General features: G+C 50.8%; 16 protein-coding genes, 1 pseudogene and 1 riboswitch. Of the genes and pseudogenes, 7 read left to right on the top strand and 10 right to left on the bottom strand.

What is annotated here, in order from left to right:
• Positions 1 to 5 precede the first annotated feature (5 nt).
• Positions 6 to 1,565 (bottom strand): CNNM family cation transport protein YoaE, encoded by a 1,560-nt coding sequence (yoaE, locus tag HED65_RS00225; RefSeq protein WP_049008537.1) that lies wholly within the window; start codon positions 1,563 to 1,565, stop codon positions 6 to 8.
• Positions 1,566 to 2,026: 461 nt separating this feature from the next.
• Between yoaE and manX the strand changes: the two genes are divergently transcribed.
• The 5 genes from manX (at position 2,027) to mntP (ending at position 6,187) form a co-directional block, all read left to right on the top strand.
• Positions 2,027 to 2,989 carry a PTS mannose transporter subunit IIAB gene (gene manX / locus HED65_RS00220; protein WP_114976922.1) on the top strand — a complete coding sequence of 321 codons (963 nt, stop codon included), beginning with the start codon at positions 2,027 to 2,029 and terminating at the stop codon, positions 2,987 to 2,989.
• A gap of 46 nt (positions 2,990 to 3,035) precedes the next feature.
• Positions 3,036 to 3,836, top strand: a complete 801-nt coding sequence (locus tag HED65_RS00215) for a PTS mannose/fructose/sorbose transporter subunit IIC (RefSeq protein WP_028018669.1) — start codon at positions 3,036 to 3,038, stop codon at positions 3,834 to 3,836.
• A 12-nt stretch (positions 3,837 to 3,848) separates the two neighbouring features.
• Positions 3,849 to 4,700 carry a PTS mannose transporter subunit IID gene (locus HED65_RS00210; protein ID WP_028018668.1) on the top strand — a complete coding sequence of 284 codons (852 nt, stop codon included), beginning with the start codon at positions 3,849 to 3,851 and terminating at the stop codon, positions 4,698 to 4,700.
• 62 nt (positions 4,701 to 4,762) lie between these two features.
• Positions 4,763 to 5,221, top strand: coding sequence for a DUF986 family protein (locus HED65_RS00205; RefSeq protein WP_114976921.1), 459 nt, complete (start codon positions 4,763 to 4,765; stop codon positions 5,219 to 5,221).
• 198 nt (positions 5,222 to 5,419) lie between these two features.
• A riboswitch (yybP-ykoY riboswitch) is annotated at positions 5,420 to 5,610 on the top strand.
• A gap of 10 nt (positions 5,611 to 5,620) precedes the next feature.
• Positions 5,621 to 6,187, top strand: coding sequence for a manganese efflux pump MntP (mntP, locus tag HED65_RS00200; RefSeq protein WP_114976920.1), 567 nt, complete (start codon positions 5,621 to 5,623; stop codon positions 6,185 to 6,187).
• Here mntP and rlmA read toward each other — a convergent pair.
• The 7 genes and pseudogenes from rlmA to mgrB form a co-directional block, all read right to left on the bottom strand.
• Complete coding sequence (gene rlmA, locus HED65_RS00195) at positions 6,184 to 6,999, bottom strand: 23S rRNA (guanine(745)-N(1))-methyltransferase (RefSeq protein ID WP_114976919.1); 816 nt, start codon at positions 6,997 to 6,999, stop codon at positions 6,184 to 6,186. The two genes, mntP and rlmA, sit on opposite strands and share 4 nt — an antisense overlap.
• 67 nt (positions 7,000 to 7,066) lie before the next feature.
• On the bottom strand, positions 7,067 to 8,785 hold the full coding sequence (ftsI2, locus tag HED65_RS00190; protein WP_114976918.1) for a peptidoglycan DD-transpeptidase FtsI2/PBP3(PARA): 1,719 nt from the start codon (positions 8,783 to 8,785) through the stop codon (positions 7,067 to 7,069).
• 219 nt (positions 8,786 to 9,004) lie between these two features.
• On the bottom strand, positions 9,005 to 9,214 hold the full coding sequence (gene cspE, locus HED65_RS00185; RefSeq protein WP_001062678.1) for a transcription antiterminator/RNA stability regulator CspE: 210 nt from the start codon (positions 9,212 to 9,214) through the stop codon (positions 9,005 to 9,007).
• Between the two features lie 12 nt (positions 9,215 to 9,226).
• Positions 9,227 to 9,371, bottom strand: a pseudogene (locus tag HED65_RS00180) (DUF2627 domain-containing protein).
• Positions 9,372 to 9,895: 524 nt separating this feature from the next.
• Entirely contained in the window at positions 9,896 to 10,885 is a 990-nt protein-coding gene (locus HED65_RS00175; protein WP_114976917.1) for an MBL fold metallo-hydrolase, read from the bottom strand.
• A 23-nt stretch (positions 10,886 to 10,908) separates the two neighbouring features.
• The gene (locus HED65_RS00170) at positions 10,909 to 11,199 is read right to left on the bottom strand and encodes a YebO family protein (protein ID WP_114976916.1); all 291 of its coding nucleotides are present in this window, start codon (positions 11,197 to 11,199) and stop codon (positions 10,909 to 10,911) included.
• Positions 11,200 to 11,273: 74 nt separating this feature from the next.
• Complete coding sequence (gene mgrB, locus HED65_RS00165) at positions 11,274 to 11,417, bottom strand: PhoP/PhoQ regulatory lipoprotein MgrB (RefSeq protein WP_006175995.1); 144 nt, start codon at positions 11,415 to 11,417, stop codon at positions 11,274 to 11,276.
• 159 nt (positions 11,418 to 11,576) lie between these two features.
• Here mgrB and HED65_RS00160 point away from each other — a divergent pair, with 159 nt between their 5' ends.
• Complete coding sequence (locus tag HED65_RS00160) at positions 11,577 to 11,816, top strand: YobH family protein (protein ID WP_114977445.1); 240 nt, start codon at positions 11,577 to 11,579, stop codon at positions 11,814 to 11,816.
• A 60-nt stretch (positions 11,817 to 11,876) separates the two neighbouring features.
• Here HED65_RS00160 and kdgR read toward each other — a convergent pair whose 3' ends face one another.
• Complete coding sequence (gene kdgR / locus HED65_RS00155; RefSeq protein ID WP_114976915.1) at positions 11,877 to 12,668, bottom strand: DNA-binding transcriptional regulator KdgR; 792 nt, start codon at positions 12,666 to 12,668, stop codon at positions 11,877 to 11,879.
• Positions 12,669 to 12,846: 178 nt separating this feature from the next.
• Between kdgR and HED65_RS00150 the strand changes: the two genes are divergently transcribed.
• On the top strand, positions 12,847 to 14,220 hold the full coding sequence (locus tag HED65_RS00150) for an MFS transporter (protein WP_114976914.1): 1,374 nt from the start codon (positions 12,847 to 12,849) through the stop codon (positions 14,218 to 14,220).
• 50 nt (positions 14,221 to 14,270) lie between these two features.
• Here the strand turns inward: HED65_RS00150 and htpX are convergent, their stop codons facing one another.
• A complete protein-coding gene (gene htpX, locus HED65_RS00145) occupies positions 14,271 to 15,152 on the bottom strand; it encodes a protease HtpX (RefSeq protein ID WP_028018658.1) in 882 nt (293 codons plus the stop codon).
• Between the last annotated feature and the right edge of the window lie 61 nt (positions 15,153 to 15,213).

The following is a 15,213-nucleotide window of genomic DNA, read 5'->3' as shown; positions in this document are numbered from 1 at the left end:
CAGACTTACTCATCTTCATCGTGAACAGAGTGTTCTTTAACAATACGGACCATATCAACGCGATAGTCGTTGGCTTCAACGATGGTAATGTGCAACGGCGGCAGTTCGATAACATCACCCACTCGTGGGATTTGCCCGTTAACCGCGATGACCAGACCCGCCACGGTGGCAATGTCTTCTTCATCGTTGACCACGTTTTCCAGCCCCAGGGTGTGTGAGAGCGCATGCAGATCGGTTGTACCTTTAACCAGCCAGCCTTCACCGTCAGCCACGATCTCAGGTGTTTCGTCTGCATCCGGGAACTCACCGGCGATCGCTTCAAGCACGTCCAGCGGCGTCACCAGCCCCTGTACTACGCCAAATTCGTTAGTGACGATCACAAAGCTACCGCGAGCACGGCGTAGCACGCCCAGCAGGTTGATTGGATCTAACGTTTCCGGCACCACAATCGCAGGTGAAGCAGCGGCGATGGCTTCGACGTTGACACCCTCTTCCAGAGCCACCAGCATCTCTTTCGCACGGACCACACCGATGATCTCATCCAGCTCACCACGGCAAACCGGGAACAGGCTGTGTGGTGACGAGAGCAACTGCTGACGAATTTCATCTACGCTCAGGTTTGCATCAACCCAACTGATTTCACCGCGCGGGGTCATGATCCCACGCAGTGAACGCGAGGCCAGGGAGAGTACGCCGTTAATCATGTAGCGCTCTTCTTCCACAAACGCCCCTTCAGGGACCGGAACCGGGTGACGGTTTTCGGAATCAGACTGGACGTTGACCTGTCGACGGCCCCCCATCAGACGCAGAATGGCGTCTGCAGTACGGGCACGAAGTGGCTGATTCGACTGCTGTTTAATAAAGTTACGGCGCGCAATCTGGTTAAACAGCTCAATCAGAATTGAGAAGCCAATGGCTGCGTACAGGTAGCCTTTCGGAATATGGAAACCAAAGCCTTCCGCCACCAGGCTCAAACCAATCATCAACAGGAAGCTCAGACACAGAACCACTACCGTCGGATGCTGATTCACGAAACGCGTCAGCGGTTTCGAGGCCAGCAGCATGACCGCCATCGCAATAACAACAGCCGCCATCATCACCGGGAGATGATTCACCATGCCGACGGCCGTGATCACCGCATCCAGCGAGAAGACCGCATCAAGCACCACGATCTGCATCACGACAACCCAGAAGCTGGCATAGCCTTTACCATGCCCATCATCGTGCTGACGGTTTTCCAGCCGCTCATGTAGCTCTGTCGTCGCTTTAAACAGCAGGAATATCCCCCCCAATAGCATGATCAAATCACGGCCGGAGAAGGTGAAATCCATGACGGAAAAGAGCGGTTTTGTCAGCGTAACCATCCACGAGATGACGGACAGCAATGCCAGGCGCATGACCAGCGCCAGCGACAGACCAATCAGGCGCGCTTTATCACGCTGTTTTGGCGGCAGTTTGTCCGCAAGGATGGCGATAAACACCAGGTTATCAATGCCGAGAACAATCTCCAGCACCACCAGCGTGAGCAATCCCACCCAGATTGACGGGTCCATTAAGAATTCCATGACAAGCTCCTGCTAAAGGAATGACGAAACGGTGCCCCACTCAATGTGGGCAAAACAGAGGCAGACAGAGTCGAAACGTGGCGAGGATCGCCGGTGAAATAGGCGCGAAATGGCCTGGTAGATGACTGACGTCGGTGACGGTCCATATAGTGGGCTGTAGCCCTATACTCCTGAACAATTAAACGGAGGCTAAACATATCAGAGACAATATCTGTTTAGCAAAGATTTACGTTCCTTTGCAAAAATTCGATAAGACTTAATTCTTGACGAGTAATTTCTCGTTTGCGAAAGCTAAATTACGGATCTTCATCACATAAATTATTTTTTCACTATCTAAAATAATTCGCGGAAGTCTTAGTTTTTTGAACTCTAACCCTTATCTGAATCGATTCGGTTCGCCAATACGATTCTCAGTACGTCTGCCAGTCAGGCGTATTAATGATAATAAAAGGAGGTAGCAAGTGACCATTGCTATTGTCATAGGCACACATGGTTGGGCTGCTGAGCAGCTACTCAAAACAGCAGAGATGCTGTTGGGCGAGCAGGAAAACGTCGGCTGGATCGATTTCGTTCCCGGTGAAAATGCCGAGACGCTGATTGAGAAGTACAACGCCCAACTCGCGAAGCTGGATACCAGCAAAGGCGTGCTGTTTCTCGTTGATACATGGGGTGGCAGTCCGTTCAATGCTGCCAGCCGCATTGTCGTCGATAAAGAGCACTACGAAGTTGTCGCCGGGGTGAATATCCCGATGCTGGTGGAAACCTTCATGGCGCGCGACGACAATCCATCTTTCGATGAGTTGGTTGCACTGGCCGTTGAAACTGGCCGCGAAGGTGTGAAAGCGCTGAAAGCACAACCGGTCGAGAAACCCGCACCGTCTGTCGCAGCACCAAAAGCTGCTACACCGGCAAAACCGATGGGCCCGAACGATTACATGGTTATCGGCCTTGCACGTATTGATGACCGCTTAATCCACGGTCAGGTCGCTACGCGCTGGACCAAAGAGACCAACGTCCGACGTATTATCGTCGTCAGTGACGAAGTTGCCGCCGATACTGTACGTAAAACCCTTCTGACTCAGGTTGCTCCTCCTGGCGTTACCGCGCACGTGGTGGATGTCGCCAAGATGATCCGCGTTTATAACAACCCGAAATATGCGGGTGAACGCGTGATGCTACTGTTCACTAACCCGACAGACGTTGAGCGCATTGTTGAAGGCGGCGTGAAAATCACCTCCGTGAACATCGGGGGTATGGCATTCCGTCAGGGCAAAACGCAGGTCAACAACGCCATTTCGGTTGATGCGAAAGATATCGAGGCATTTAACAAACTGAATGCCCGCGGTATTGAGCTGGAAGCCCGTAAGGTTTCCACGGATCAGAAACTGAAAATGATGGATTTGATCGGTAAAGTTGGGAAATAAGCCCGCGCCGGTTTTCACATAACGCTTATGTAATAGGAGAAGTGCAATGGAGATTACCACTCTTCAGATTGTGCTGGTGTTCGTCGTCGCATGTATTGCGGGTATGGAATCCGTACTTGATGAATTTCAGTTCCACCGTCCTCTGGTGGCCTGTACGCTGATTGGTGCCGTTCTGGGTGACATGAAAACCGGTATCATCATCGGTGGTACCCTTGAAATGATCGCCCTGGGCTGGATGAACATCGGTGCGGCGGTTGCGCCTGATGCCGCATTGGCCTCAATCATTTCTACCGTTCTGGTTATTGCCGGTCACCAGAGTATCGGTGCAGGTATCGCCCTGGCAATCCCGCTGGCAGCAGCAGGCCAGGTACTGACCATCATCGTTCGTACCATCACGGTTGCTTTCCAGCACGCAGCGGATAAGGCGGCCGAAAATGGCAACCTCACGGCGCTGTCCTGGATCCACGTATCGTCTCTGTTCCTGCAGGCAATGCGTATCGCTATTCCGGCGGTTATCGTCGCGATTTCTGTTGGTACCAGTGAAGTCCAGAGCATGCTGAACGCCATTCCAGAAGTGGTCACCGGCGGCCTGAACATCGCGGGCGGTATGATCGTGGTAGTTGGTTACGCGATGGTCATCAACATGATGCGCGCAGGCTACCTGATGCCGTTCTTCTACCTCGGTTTCGTGACCGCTGCATTCACCAACTTCAACCTAGTTGCACTGGGTGTGATTGGTGCAGTGATGGCGATTCTCTACATCCAGCTGAGCCCGAAATATAACCGCGTTGCGGGTGCCCCAGTGCAGGCTGCTGGCAATAACGATCTCGATAACGAACTGGACTAGCAGGTGAGCGAAATGGTTGATATGACAAAAACTACCACCGAGAAAAAACTCACTCCGGGTGATATTCGTGGCGTGTTCATCCGTTCTAACCTGTTTCAGGGTTCATGGAACTTCGAACGTATGCAGGCGCTGGGCTTTTGTTTCTCCATGGTGCCGGCGATAAAACGTCTGTATCCGGAAAACAACGAAGCACGCCGTCAAGCGATTAAGCGCCACCTGGAATTCTTTAACACCCATCCATATGTGGCGGCTCCCGTTCTGGGCGTAACGCTGGCGATGGAAGAGCAGCGTGCGAACGGCGCAGAGATTGACGATGGTGCCATCAACGGTATCAAAGTCGGTCTGATGGGTCCGTTAGCAGGTGTGGGTGACCCTATCTTCTGGGGTACCGTTCGTCCGGTCTTCGCGGCACTGGGTGCCGGTATCGCGATGAGCGGCAGCCTGCTTGGCCCGCTGCTGTTCTTCATCCTGTTCAACGCCGTGCGTCTGCTGACCCGCTACTACGGTGTGGCATACGGTTACCGTAAAGGGGTAGACATCGTTAAGGACATGGGCGGCGGCTTCCTGCAAAAACTGACTGAGGGGGCGTCGATCCTCGGCCTGTTTGTGATGGGGGCATTGGTTAACAAGTGGACACATGTGAACATTCCGCTGGTGGTCTCCACCATCACCGGGCAGGATGGTCAGACCCGTGTCACCACCGTGCAGACTATCCTTGATCAGCTTATGCCTGGTCTGGTGCCGCTGCTGTTAACCTTCGCCTGTATGTGGCTGCTGCGTAAAAAAGTCAACCCACTGTGGATTATCGTTGGCTTCTTCATCATCGGTATCGCGGGTTACGCTGTCGGCTTGCTGGGCCTGTAAAGCAATAACGTTAGACGCCGGGGGCTTGCCCCCGGTTTTTTTATCTGTCATCTGGAGGATGAATGACTGTCACAGACATCGTACTGATTTTATTTATTGCTGCCCTTCTGGCTTACGCGATCTATGACGAGTTCATCATGCCTCGCCGCTACGGCGAGACACTGCTCTCCCTTCCTCTTTTGCGACGTGGTCGCGTAGATGCGTTTATCTTCGCGGGTCTCATCGTCATCCTTATTTACAATAACGTCACCAGCCATGGTGCAATATTAACCACATGGTTATTATGTGCGCTGGCATTAATGGCGATTTATCTGTTCTGGATCCGCACGCCAAAAATCATTTTTAAATCCGGTGGATTTTTCTTTGCCAATGTCTGGATAGAATATAACCGTATTAAAGAGATGAATTTATCGGAAGATGGTGTACTGGTCATGCAATTAGAGCAACGCCGCCTGCTTATTCGTGTTAAGAATATTGACGATCTGGAAAAAATATACAAATTACTCGTTAAAACTCAATGAGTTAGATATATAGCATTGGCTATATTTTGTGTGTACCTCGCGCAATAAATATAGCCGAAGCTATATTACTCTTTTTCTTTCCACCTATATTTCTTAACGATATATTCACCCTTAAATAAAAATGAAAATCGTTATCAACAAGCATTTGAAATAATGCCTCTCCATTGTTGTTTTATATTCTCAAAATATGTTAAGGTTGCGCCCGTCGTTGGGGAGTAGCCGATTTCCTGTTCTCAGGAAATGTACGTGTCAACATACTCGTTGAAAAACGTGGCACGTACGGATCGCTTTCTGCACATCTTATGTGCGTTGTGATCAGGCGAGACCATAGATACATCAACTGCTGTTTACTGGGGGCAGTGATGTGTCATATGGATATCTCCCGGTCTGGACGCTGTTATGAATATCTCCGCTACCATCCTTCTTGCTTTCGGCATGTCCATGGACGCTTTTGCGGCCTCCATCGGAAAAGGTGCCACGCTCCATAAACCAAAATTCTCTGAAGCATTACGCACCGGTCTTATCTTTGGCGCGATTGAAACGCTGACACCGCTTATCGGCTGGGGCCTTGGCATGCTCGCCAGCCAGTTTGTGCTGGAATGGAACCACTGGATTGCGTTCGTGCTGCTGGTGTTCCTCGGTGGCAGAATGGTCATCGAAGGTTTTCGCGGCAGTGACGATGAAGATGAGGAGCCTCAACACCGCCACGGTTTCTGGTTACTGGTTACCACAGCAATTGCCACCAGCCTTGATGCGATGGCAGTCGGTGTTGGCCTGGCATTTTTGCAGGTTAATATTATCGCCACCGCGCTGGCTATTGGTTGCGCAACGCTAATGATGTCCACGCTGGGAATAATGGTCGGTCGGTTTATCGGCCCGCTGCTGGGTAAACGCGCCGAGATTCTGGGTGGGATTGTGTTAATTGGCATCGGAGCCCAGATACTCTGGGCACACTTCGCCGGTTAAACTTCGCGCTGCCAGACGTGGATACTGAAATCCGTCTGGCAGCGAAATGATGATTGTGCAGTTAACGTTTCCCACACTTCCGGTTTTGCCCGCCATGCAAACGGCGTCATCTGTAACAACGCAACGGCCTCTTCTCCTTTAAGCGTCATTTCATACGCAACTGATCCCTCTTGCTTCAGGGTAAAACCTGCCAGTTGTTCAGAATGAGGCGCATGCAGACGCACTTCGTCGTAGATCAGACCTTTTAACTCCAGCAGATGACGTGGGCCTGGTGTAACGGTTATCACCCATCCGCCGGGTTTCACCACGCGTGCCAGCTCTTCTGCCTTACAGGGGGCATAGATGCGGATAACGGCATCCATACTGGCATCATCGAAGGGCAAGCGGTGACTGGATGCCACACAGAACGTCACGTCGGTGTAACGTTTTGCCGCTGCGCGGATCGCCACTTTCGACACGTCCAGACCAAATGTCAGAGCGCCCCTCTTATGGGCAACCTCGGCAAATCTCGCAGTGTAGTACCCTTCCCCACAGCCAATATCCAGTATGGCCGATGATGACTCTCCCAGAGAGTCATCCAGCATCTGCGCGACAGTTTCCCGCAAAGGCAGATAGTGCCCGGCATCCAGAAACGCGCGACGCGCCTGCATCATTTCGGCGCTGTCCCCTGGGTCTCGGGAGCGCTTATGTTGCACCGGCAGAAGATTCACGTAGCCTTCTTTCGCCATGTCAAACTGATGTCCCTTCGGGCAGGTGTAACTTATTTCTGAGCGAGTCAGGGGCGCGTGGCAAAGAGGACAACTGAAAGACATAGCTACTCCGGAGCATAAATCAAAGGGCGAAGTGTAACGCTATTCGCCCTGGTTATAAACGCCCGGGTTAACGCATGACGATAAGGTGATCTGAACCCGCCGGTAAACCATCAGGTTTCACATTCTCCAGGCGTAGCACGTTTCCCATGATCTCGCTGAAAACGGGCGCGGAGACAGCACCTCCGTAGTATGCCCCGTTTTGAGGATCGTTAATCACGACTACGAGCGCAAAGCGTGGATCGCTGGCGGGTGCAACACCTGCAGTGTAGGCGACGTATTTATCAACATACTTCCCGCTATCATCAATTTTCTTCGCCGTACCGGTTTTCACCGCCACGCGATAGTCACGGACGGCTGCTTTAACGCCTCCCCCACCAGGCAGTGCTACGCTCTCCATCATGTGCTCCACTTCATGAGCAATTTCCTCTGGCATGACACGTTGCCCAATAACGGGGGGATCGATACGCGTGATTGAGAGAGGACGCTCAAGCCCGTAGCCGCCAATGGTGGCGTAAACATGTGCCAGCTGGAGCGGTGTCACCATCAGCCCGTAACCAAAGGCAAAAGTCGCCCTGTCGAGCTGGCTCCAGAATTTACGCTGTGGTAAAAGTCCCGCACTCTCCCCCGTTAAGCCAAGCCCCGTATTCGTACCAAAACCAAAGTTACGGTAAGTATCAATAAGATGCTGGACCGGCATCGCCAGCGAGAGGCGGGATACACCTGTATCGCTCGATTTTTGCAAGATCCCGGTCATGGTCAGTTCAGGGTAGTAACCCACATCACGAATACGATGCCCGTCGAGAGTATACGGATGGGTGTCAATCACGCTGTCCGGCTGGACCAGTCCCTGCTGCAATGCGGTCATCAGCACCAGCGGTTTTACGGTAGAGCCGGGTTCGAATGTATCGCTGATCGCACGGTTACGAAAATCGTTTATTGTCGCGCCTTCGCGGTTATTGGGGTTGAAATCCGGATAGCTCGCCATGGCGAGTATTTCCCCGGTTGGGATGTTAATTAACACCGATGCCCCGGATTCGGCCTTATTCCAGGCCACGGCATTATCAAGCGCATCTTCGGTAATGGTTTGCAGGCGCTCGTCGATACTCAACTGGATGTTATGCGCCGGTGAAGGGGCAACTTCTGTCAGGTTTTCTACCACACGCCCGTAGCGATCCTCTCTTACCTGCCGGACCCCGGCCTTGCCCGTTAGCTGAGCGTTGAAGCTTTTTTCCACACCCTCAATACCCTGCCCGTCAATATTGGTGAAACCAATCAGATTCGCTGCCACGTGTCCGGCGGGATAAAAACGACGAGACTCATCACGTAAATTGATGCCCGGCAAATTCAGTTTATCGATCCACTTTGCTTGTGCCGGATCGACCTGGCGGGCAAGGTAAATGAAGCGTCCCTGTGGATTCGCGTTGATGCGCGTCGAGAGCGTAGCCAGAGAGAGATGCAGCGCATTCGCCAGCGCTTGCCAGCGCTGATCAAAGCCGACTCCCCCTTTCGCCAGTACGGTTTTTGGATCGGCCCATACGGCCCTGACGGGCACACTGACCGCCAGTGGTCGGCCTTCACGATCCGTGATCATGCCGCGTGGAGCATCAATCGCCAGCTCCCGCAGTGACCGCATATCCTCCTGCTTCACCAGATTGTCAGGCTTGATGATTTGCAGCCAGGCAACACGACCCAGTAAAAAAGCCAGACTACAAAAAATGGCTAAACAGAGCAGCGCAAAACGCGCCGGCGTGAAATTTCCGGCTGTCGTAAGTATCTTCTTCTTCACCTGAACCCCAGGACAATTTAACAACGCCCTGATTTAACGGGAAAAGCCGAGCAGAAGTAGCCGAAACAGTGCTACTAACCTCGCAGCTTTGCAACAAGTTACTAACAAGTACGGGGATGGTAATATTTTGAAAGATAAAGGACATAAAAAAGCCCCGCGTTGTGCGAGGCTTTATGTCTGAGAGTGAAGTGCTAAGCGCTTCAGTCAGCAGTGGTTCGATCAGATAGCAGTTACGTTAACTGCTGCTGGGCCTTTCTGGCCGTCCTGAATTTCGAACTCAACGTTCTGGCCTTCAGCCAGAGTTTTGAAGCCGTTACCCTGGATTGCAGAGAAGTGTACGAACACGTCTTTGCTGCCGTCAGCAGGAGTAATGAAACCAAAACCTTTAGACTCGTTGAACCACTTAACTTGACCTTTAATCTTTGCCATTTGCAAAATTCCTTAGAGTGTTTTCTTAGCCCGCAGGCATTAACTGAGATAAAACTGAGACATTACTGCATGAGGCACTAATATAAGGTTCGGCAGAGAAGCGGTATTCAACGACAACGTGTTTACTCAGGACTTCTTTACTGAAAATGCCACACATAAACAGAACTGTACCTCGTTTGACCCAAAACGTGTTATCACACACAATGTTTAATATGGCAAGCCATTTTTAAACATGTCTCGATCCGCCGCACAAATTCGAACACTGCCTGTCAGGTTTTGCACAATTATGCGCATGACATACAGGCAATTCTACTTCGTTACAGAGACTCAACGTTGCTCTCGCAGTCGCTGTAATCTAAGACTTTTTTAACATAGCTCAATCATTCCAGTGCGTCCAGCAGCCGGGAAAAGAAATCTTCAGATCTGATTGAGTTAGAACAATTTGTGAAAACTTATGCTTAAATCATTGTAACGACACTGTATTGTTTCGCAGAAAATACAATGTTAATAATCTGCACCTGACTGTATTAAAATTCATCAGCTAATAAGTGAGTTATGCACCAAAATAATGAAACTTTTATGACTCTGCATCAAAACAAGGCAAGCAAAACGTTTCGATAAAAATAAAACATTTATTATCGCGTTCACATACAGAATATATGCAACAATTTATCGCTTCGTTTATAAGGATAAATATTCACCAATTTTCAGTATCCTTAAAGAACTATCAACTGGTGCTAAATTATCTAGTGCTTCCGTTAACTCTCTCACAGGGTCATCCAGCGCTTCATCTGCCAGTTCAAACACCCCCCAGTGAATGGGAAACGCCAGAGGACAGCCCAACTGTTGCCACAACGCAACAGCAGACTGAGGGTCCATATGATGTACAGCCATGAACCATCGTGGGGCATAAGCACCAATCGGTAATGCTGCAGTATCAATTCTCCCCAAACGCTCCGGTATCAACAGTAGCTCAGGCGAATAACCTGTATCGCCGCTAAACCAGAAACGGTGATGCCGCCCTTCAAAGACCCAACCGCACCACAATGAGCGGTTTCGATTCCAGGGTGTGCGCATACTCCAGTGCTGTGCCGGAACAGCGCTCAACGTCATCCCCTGCCAGGTGAAACTCTGCCACCAGTCGAGTTCAACCACGCGTCTTGCTCCCCGGCGGCGAAACCAGTCGGCCAGACCTAAAGGTACAAACAGACTCACGTCAGGGAAGCGTTTAAGGATCCTACGGATAGTTGCGTCATCAAGATGATCGTAATGATTATGTGAGATAACGACAGCATCAAGCTGATGAAGTTGATCAACAGAAAGTACCGGAGGGGTTTTACGTTGTGGTCCCAGAAAAGGGAGCGGAGAGGCACGATGTGAGAAAACCGGGTCAGTGAGGAGAATATTGCCGTCTATCTGCAGCAGCACACTCGCGTGTCCCAGCCACCATACCCCATCCTCATGAGGTTGCATTAGATCAACCGGTTGCCACCACTGACGTATAAAATCCTCATAACCGAGTGCAGGTGGTCTGGGCAAGTCGGCCGCTTTACGCGCTTTTCGCCAGCGTTCAAGGTCACCGGGTTGATGGCCGACCGAACTGGTATTACGAAAACCATTCGGCGTGTGATGTTTCAGGGAGGGGTCATACCAGGGATTTTTCCAGACCACAGCCACCTCCCAGGACAGAAAGATTAACGCTCAGCCACCAGGCGGATAAAGTCGTCTTCGTCTTTGTCGTCTTCAGCAACAGCGTCTTTCTGCGCGTCTTTCTCTTCCGGTTCGTTAGCCTCGCACAGACGGCGTAACAACGCGTTTTGACGTTTTTGCTGATCGAGCAGTGCTTCCAGCAGTTCGATCTGCTCGTTAGTACGTGAACTGGCTCGGTTCACAAAAAACCAAATGACCAGCCCCACAAGCAGAACGACCAAAGAAATCATCAGGGATGCCATATTCAGCAGCCCCGAATTCAGTAACTCACCCATTTCACCACCTCAATAAAAACGTCTATTTTACCACTGGCGCGAAGGAAGGAAATCACCTTGATAAAAAATGCGTGTTACCACGGAATAAACTTATTTATTGCGCAAACGCCGCTAAAGAACTGTACATCCTGATCGCACATCACATTGATAGTCTGCGTCCATAACACCACGCACGCTATCAGCACGATTATCAGAATTACCCAGCGTATTTTTTTCACTCCACACTCCGTCTAAAGACCTGATGTAACCAGGTTATCACGGTTATCTTAAACAAGGACTAACTGTACCGCCATCAAACCTTTTTCAGAATCATGCACTTGTTTCATAGCGTAAACCGTTTACGCTTGATTAATGATAACAACGATAAAGAGGCATTGATGCGCTTAATTATTCGAACAATTATTGTACTGGCTATCGTCTGGATTGGTCTTCTGTTAACAGGCTATGGCGTGCTGGTGGGAAGCACTGAAAACGCAGCAGGATTAGGCATTCAGTGTAAATACTTAACAGCACAAGGCGTGAGCACGGCGCAGTATCTGCACTCTGATAGCGGGATCATTGGCCTGACTAACTGCCCGGTACTGCGTAAAATGTCTGTCGTCATCGATAATGGCTGATCAGCCCGGCTAACGACAAAAAACGCCGCAAAAATGCGGCGTTTTTTATGCTAACAGGGATTAAAACGGATAGTCGTGATAACCCATCTGCTCAGAAATCTTACGTGCTGCAGTATGCAGAATAGCCACATACTCGTGCAGTCGCTCTTCTGAGAAGCGCAACGTAGGGAAAGAAATACTCAGCCCTGCAATCACGACACCAAAGCGGTCAAATACCGGAACGCCAATACAGCGCAGGCCCTCTTCCTGCTCTTCGTTATCTTCGCCATACCCTTGCTCACGCACTTTATCGAGCACGGTTAACAGTTCATCGGTGTTGATAATGGTTCGTGCCGTACTGCGTTTGTATTCCACACCATTGAGGATCTGTTTTACTTCTTCACGATCGCGCCATGCCAGCAGAACCTTACCAATTGCAGTACTGTAGAGTGGGTTACGACGGCCAATGCGTGAATACATTCGCAGGTTATACATGGAGTCGATTTTATGGATGTAGACAATACTGTCTTCATCCAGTGCCCCCAGGTGGATAGTCTCTTTGGTCAGACGAGAGATTTCACGCATCTGAATATCGGCGCTGCGGATCAGGTCAACATTTTGCAGCGCACGGGCACCCAGTTCGAACAGTTTCAGTGTCAGAGAGTATTTTTCAGACTCGCCTTCCTGCGCAACGTAACCCAGTGACTTCATGGTTTGCAAAAAGCGATAAACAGTGCTTTTCGACATCATCACACGCTGCGACAACTCTGTAATACCAATTTCACGCTCTTCCCCGAGCGCCTGTAAGATGCCAAACACCTTCAGCACGGAAGAAACAGAATCTGGCTGTTTATCCAAATCGGCAATTGCCATTTACCACCTCATAGCGAGTGTTTTATAAAAATCAGAACTGGTTTTTATTATAAGTTCCCGTCATGTTACCTGCAATCAATCCGCATTTACTTCGTTACAAATCTGCGACATATCACTGCATTAACGATGCTAAAATAGTTACCCTGAGAATAATTTCACACTGAGCTTTTTACCCCTAATGGAAAAGAACCTTTCCGATGGCCTGCCTTTACCCCAGCGGTATGGCGCTATTGCTACCATTATTATCGGTATTTCAATGGCCGTCCTTGACGGCGCAATTGCGAATGTTGCCCTGCCAACCATCGCCAGCGATCTGCATGCCTCCCCCGCCAGTTCAATATGGATAGTTAACGCCTATCAGATTGCAATCGTGATTTCCCTGCTCTCGTTCTCTTTTCTGGGCGATATGTTCGGTTATCGTCGGGTGTATCAGTGCGGCCTGGTGGTTTTCACCTTCACCTCTTTGTTATGTGCTCTTTCTGATTCGCTACATACCCTGACACTTGCACGTATAGCGCAAGGTTTTGGTGGCGCAGCACTCATGAGTGTAAACACGGCGTTGATCCGCTTGATTTATCCTCAGCGCCATCTGGGGCGCGGCATGGGAATAAACTCATTTATTGTCGCGGTCTCTTCCGCCGCCGGGCCAACTATTGCGGCAGCCATTCTTTCCGTCGCGTCCTGGCAATGGCTGTTCGCCATAAATGTGCCGCTGGGTATCGTGGCTATCTTCTTTGCCCTGCGTTTTCTCCCGGCTAACGGTCCCAAAAGTACAATGCCGCGCTTCGACGTAGTGAGCGCGGTAATGAATGCCCTCACTTTTGGTCTGTTGATTACGGCCCTGAGTGGTTTTGCACAAGGACAATCCCTGATGCTTACTGCCGCAGAACTCATTGTCTTGCTTGTGACAGGTTTCTTCTTTGTTCGCCGCCAGCTCACACTTCCTGTACCGTTACTGCCGGTTGATCTGCTGCGTATTCCCCTCTTTTCACTCTCCATTTGTACGTCTGTCTGTTCGTTCTGCGCCCAGATGCTGGCCCTGGTCTCACTGCCCTTCTTCCTGCAAAGCGTGGTGGGACGTTCCGAAGTGGAGACCGGGCTGTTGTTAACCCCCTGGCCACTGGCTACGATGGTGATGGCACCGCTGGCGGGTTACTTAATTGAACGCGTTCATGCTGGTTTATTAGGTGCACTGGGGCTGGCAGTGATGGCAACAGGCCTTTTCGCGCTGGCACTGCTGCCGCCATCGCCTTCCGATCTGGACATTATCTGGCGCATGATCCTGTGCGGTGCCGGGTTTGGCCTGTTCCAGTCCCCCAACAATCACACCATTATTACCTCAGCGCCGCGTCATCGCAGTGGAGGGGCCAGTGGTATGTTGGGTACCGCGCGTTTGCTGGGGCAAAGCACCGGTGCAGCACTGGTTGCCCTGATGTTCAACCTTGCGGGGCAAAACGGTAATCACATTGCACTCCTGAGCGCTGGAGCCCTTGCGACCCTCGCGGCTATCGTCAGCGGTCTACGCATTACCCAGCCCAGAGTCCAGGCATAAAAAAAGCCGGGCGGAGTATTCTCCAGCCCGGCTTATTGCGGTTCTTCACGTTACTTCATGTATTCCCCACTACGCAGCGCTTCGATACGTTTATCCAGCGGCGGGTGAGACATAAACATTTCACTCAGTGACTTCGATTTTCCGTTAATGCAGAAAGCCATCATACTGTTCGCTTCCTGTGGCTCGTAACTGGTTTTCAGACGCTGAAGCGCAGCAATCATTTTCTCACGCCCAACCAGTTTTGCGGAGCCGGCATCCGCGTGGAACTCACGGTGACGGGAGAACCACATGGTGATAATGCTTGCCAGAATACCGAACACCAGTTCCAGTACCATGGAAACAGCGAAGTAGATCAGCGGATTGCCATTGCTCTCTTCACCTTCGTCGCGGTTGCCACCCATAAAGCCTGCCGCAATCTGCGCCAGAATACGGGAGATAAAGATAACAAAGGTGTTCACCACGCCTTGAATCAGGGTCATAGTCACCATGTCACCATTTGCGATATGGCTGATTTCGTGAGCAATAACCGCTTCGGCTTCATCACGGCTCATGTTCTGCAACAACCCGGTGCTGACAGCAACCAGGGATGCATCGCGTCGGGCCCCCGTAGCAAACGCATTGATATCCGGCGCATGGTAAATAGCGACCTGTGGCATGGCGATCCCAGCCTGACGGGATTGCTGAGCAACCGTATTCATCAGCCACTGTTCCATATCGTTACGCGGCTGTTCAATAACCTCACCACCTACCGATTTCAGTGCCATCCATTTCGACATCAGAAGTGAAATGAAAGAGCCACCAAAACCAAACAGCAGCGCCATAATCAACAGACCCTGAACGCTGCTCGACTGAATTCCTGTCAGGCTTAGCACGAGCCCGAAAACCACCATGACCGCAAGGTTGGTGAGCAGGAAGAGCGCGATTCGCATCATAATTTTCTTTTAACCTCAGTTTAACAAAACGCACTATGCGATTACCCACATCGTATGGGTA

It is taken from the genome of Pantoea sp. LS15 (genome assembly GCF_012241585.1).
GTDB lineage: Bacteria > Pseudomonadota > Gammaproteobacteria > Enterobacterales > Enterobacteriaceae > Enterobacter.
Note: the sequence above shows the minus strand (reverse complement) of the source record. Positions and strands in the feature narration are given on the sequence as shown.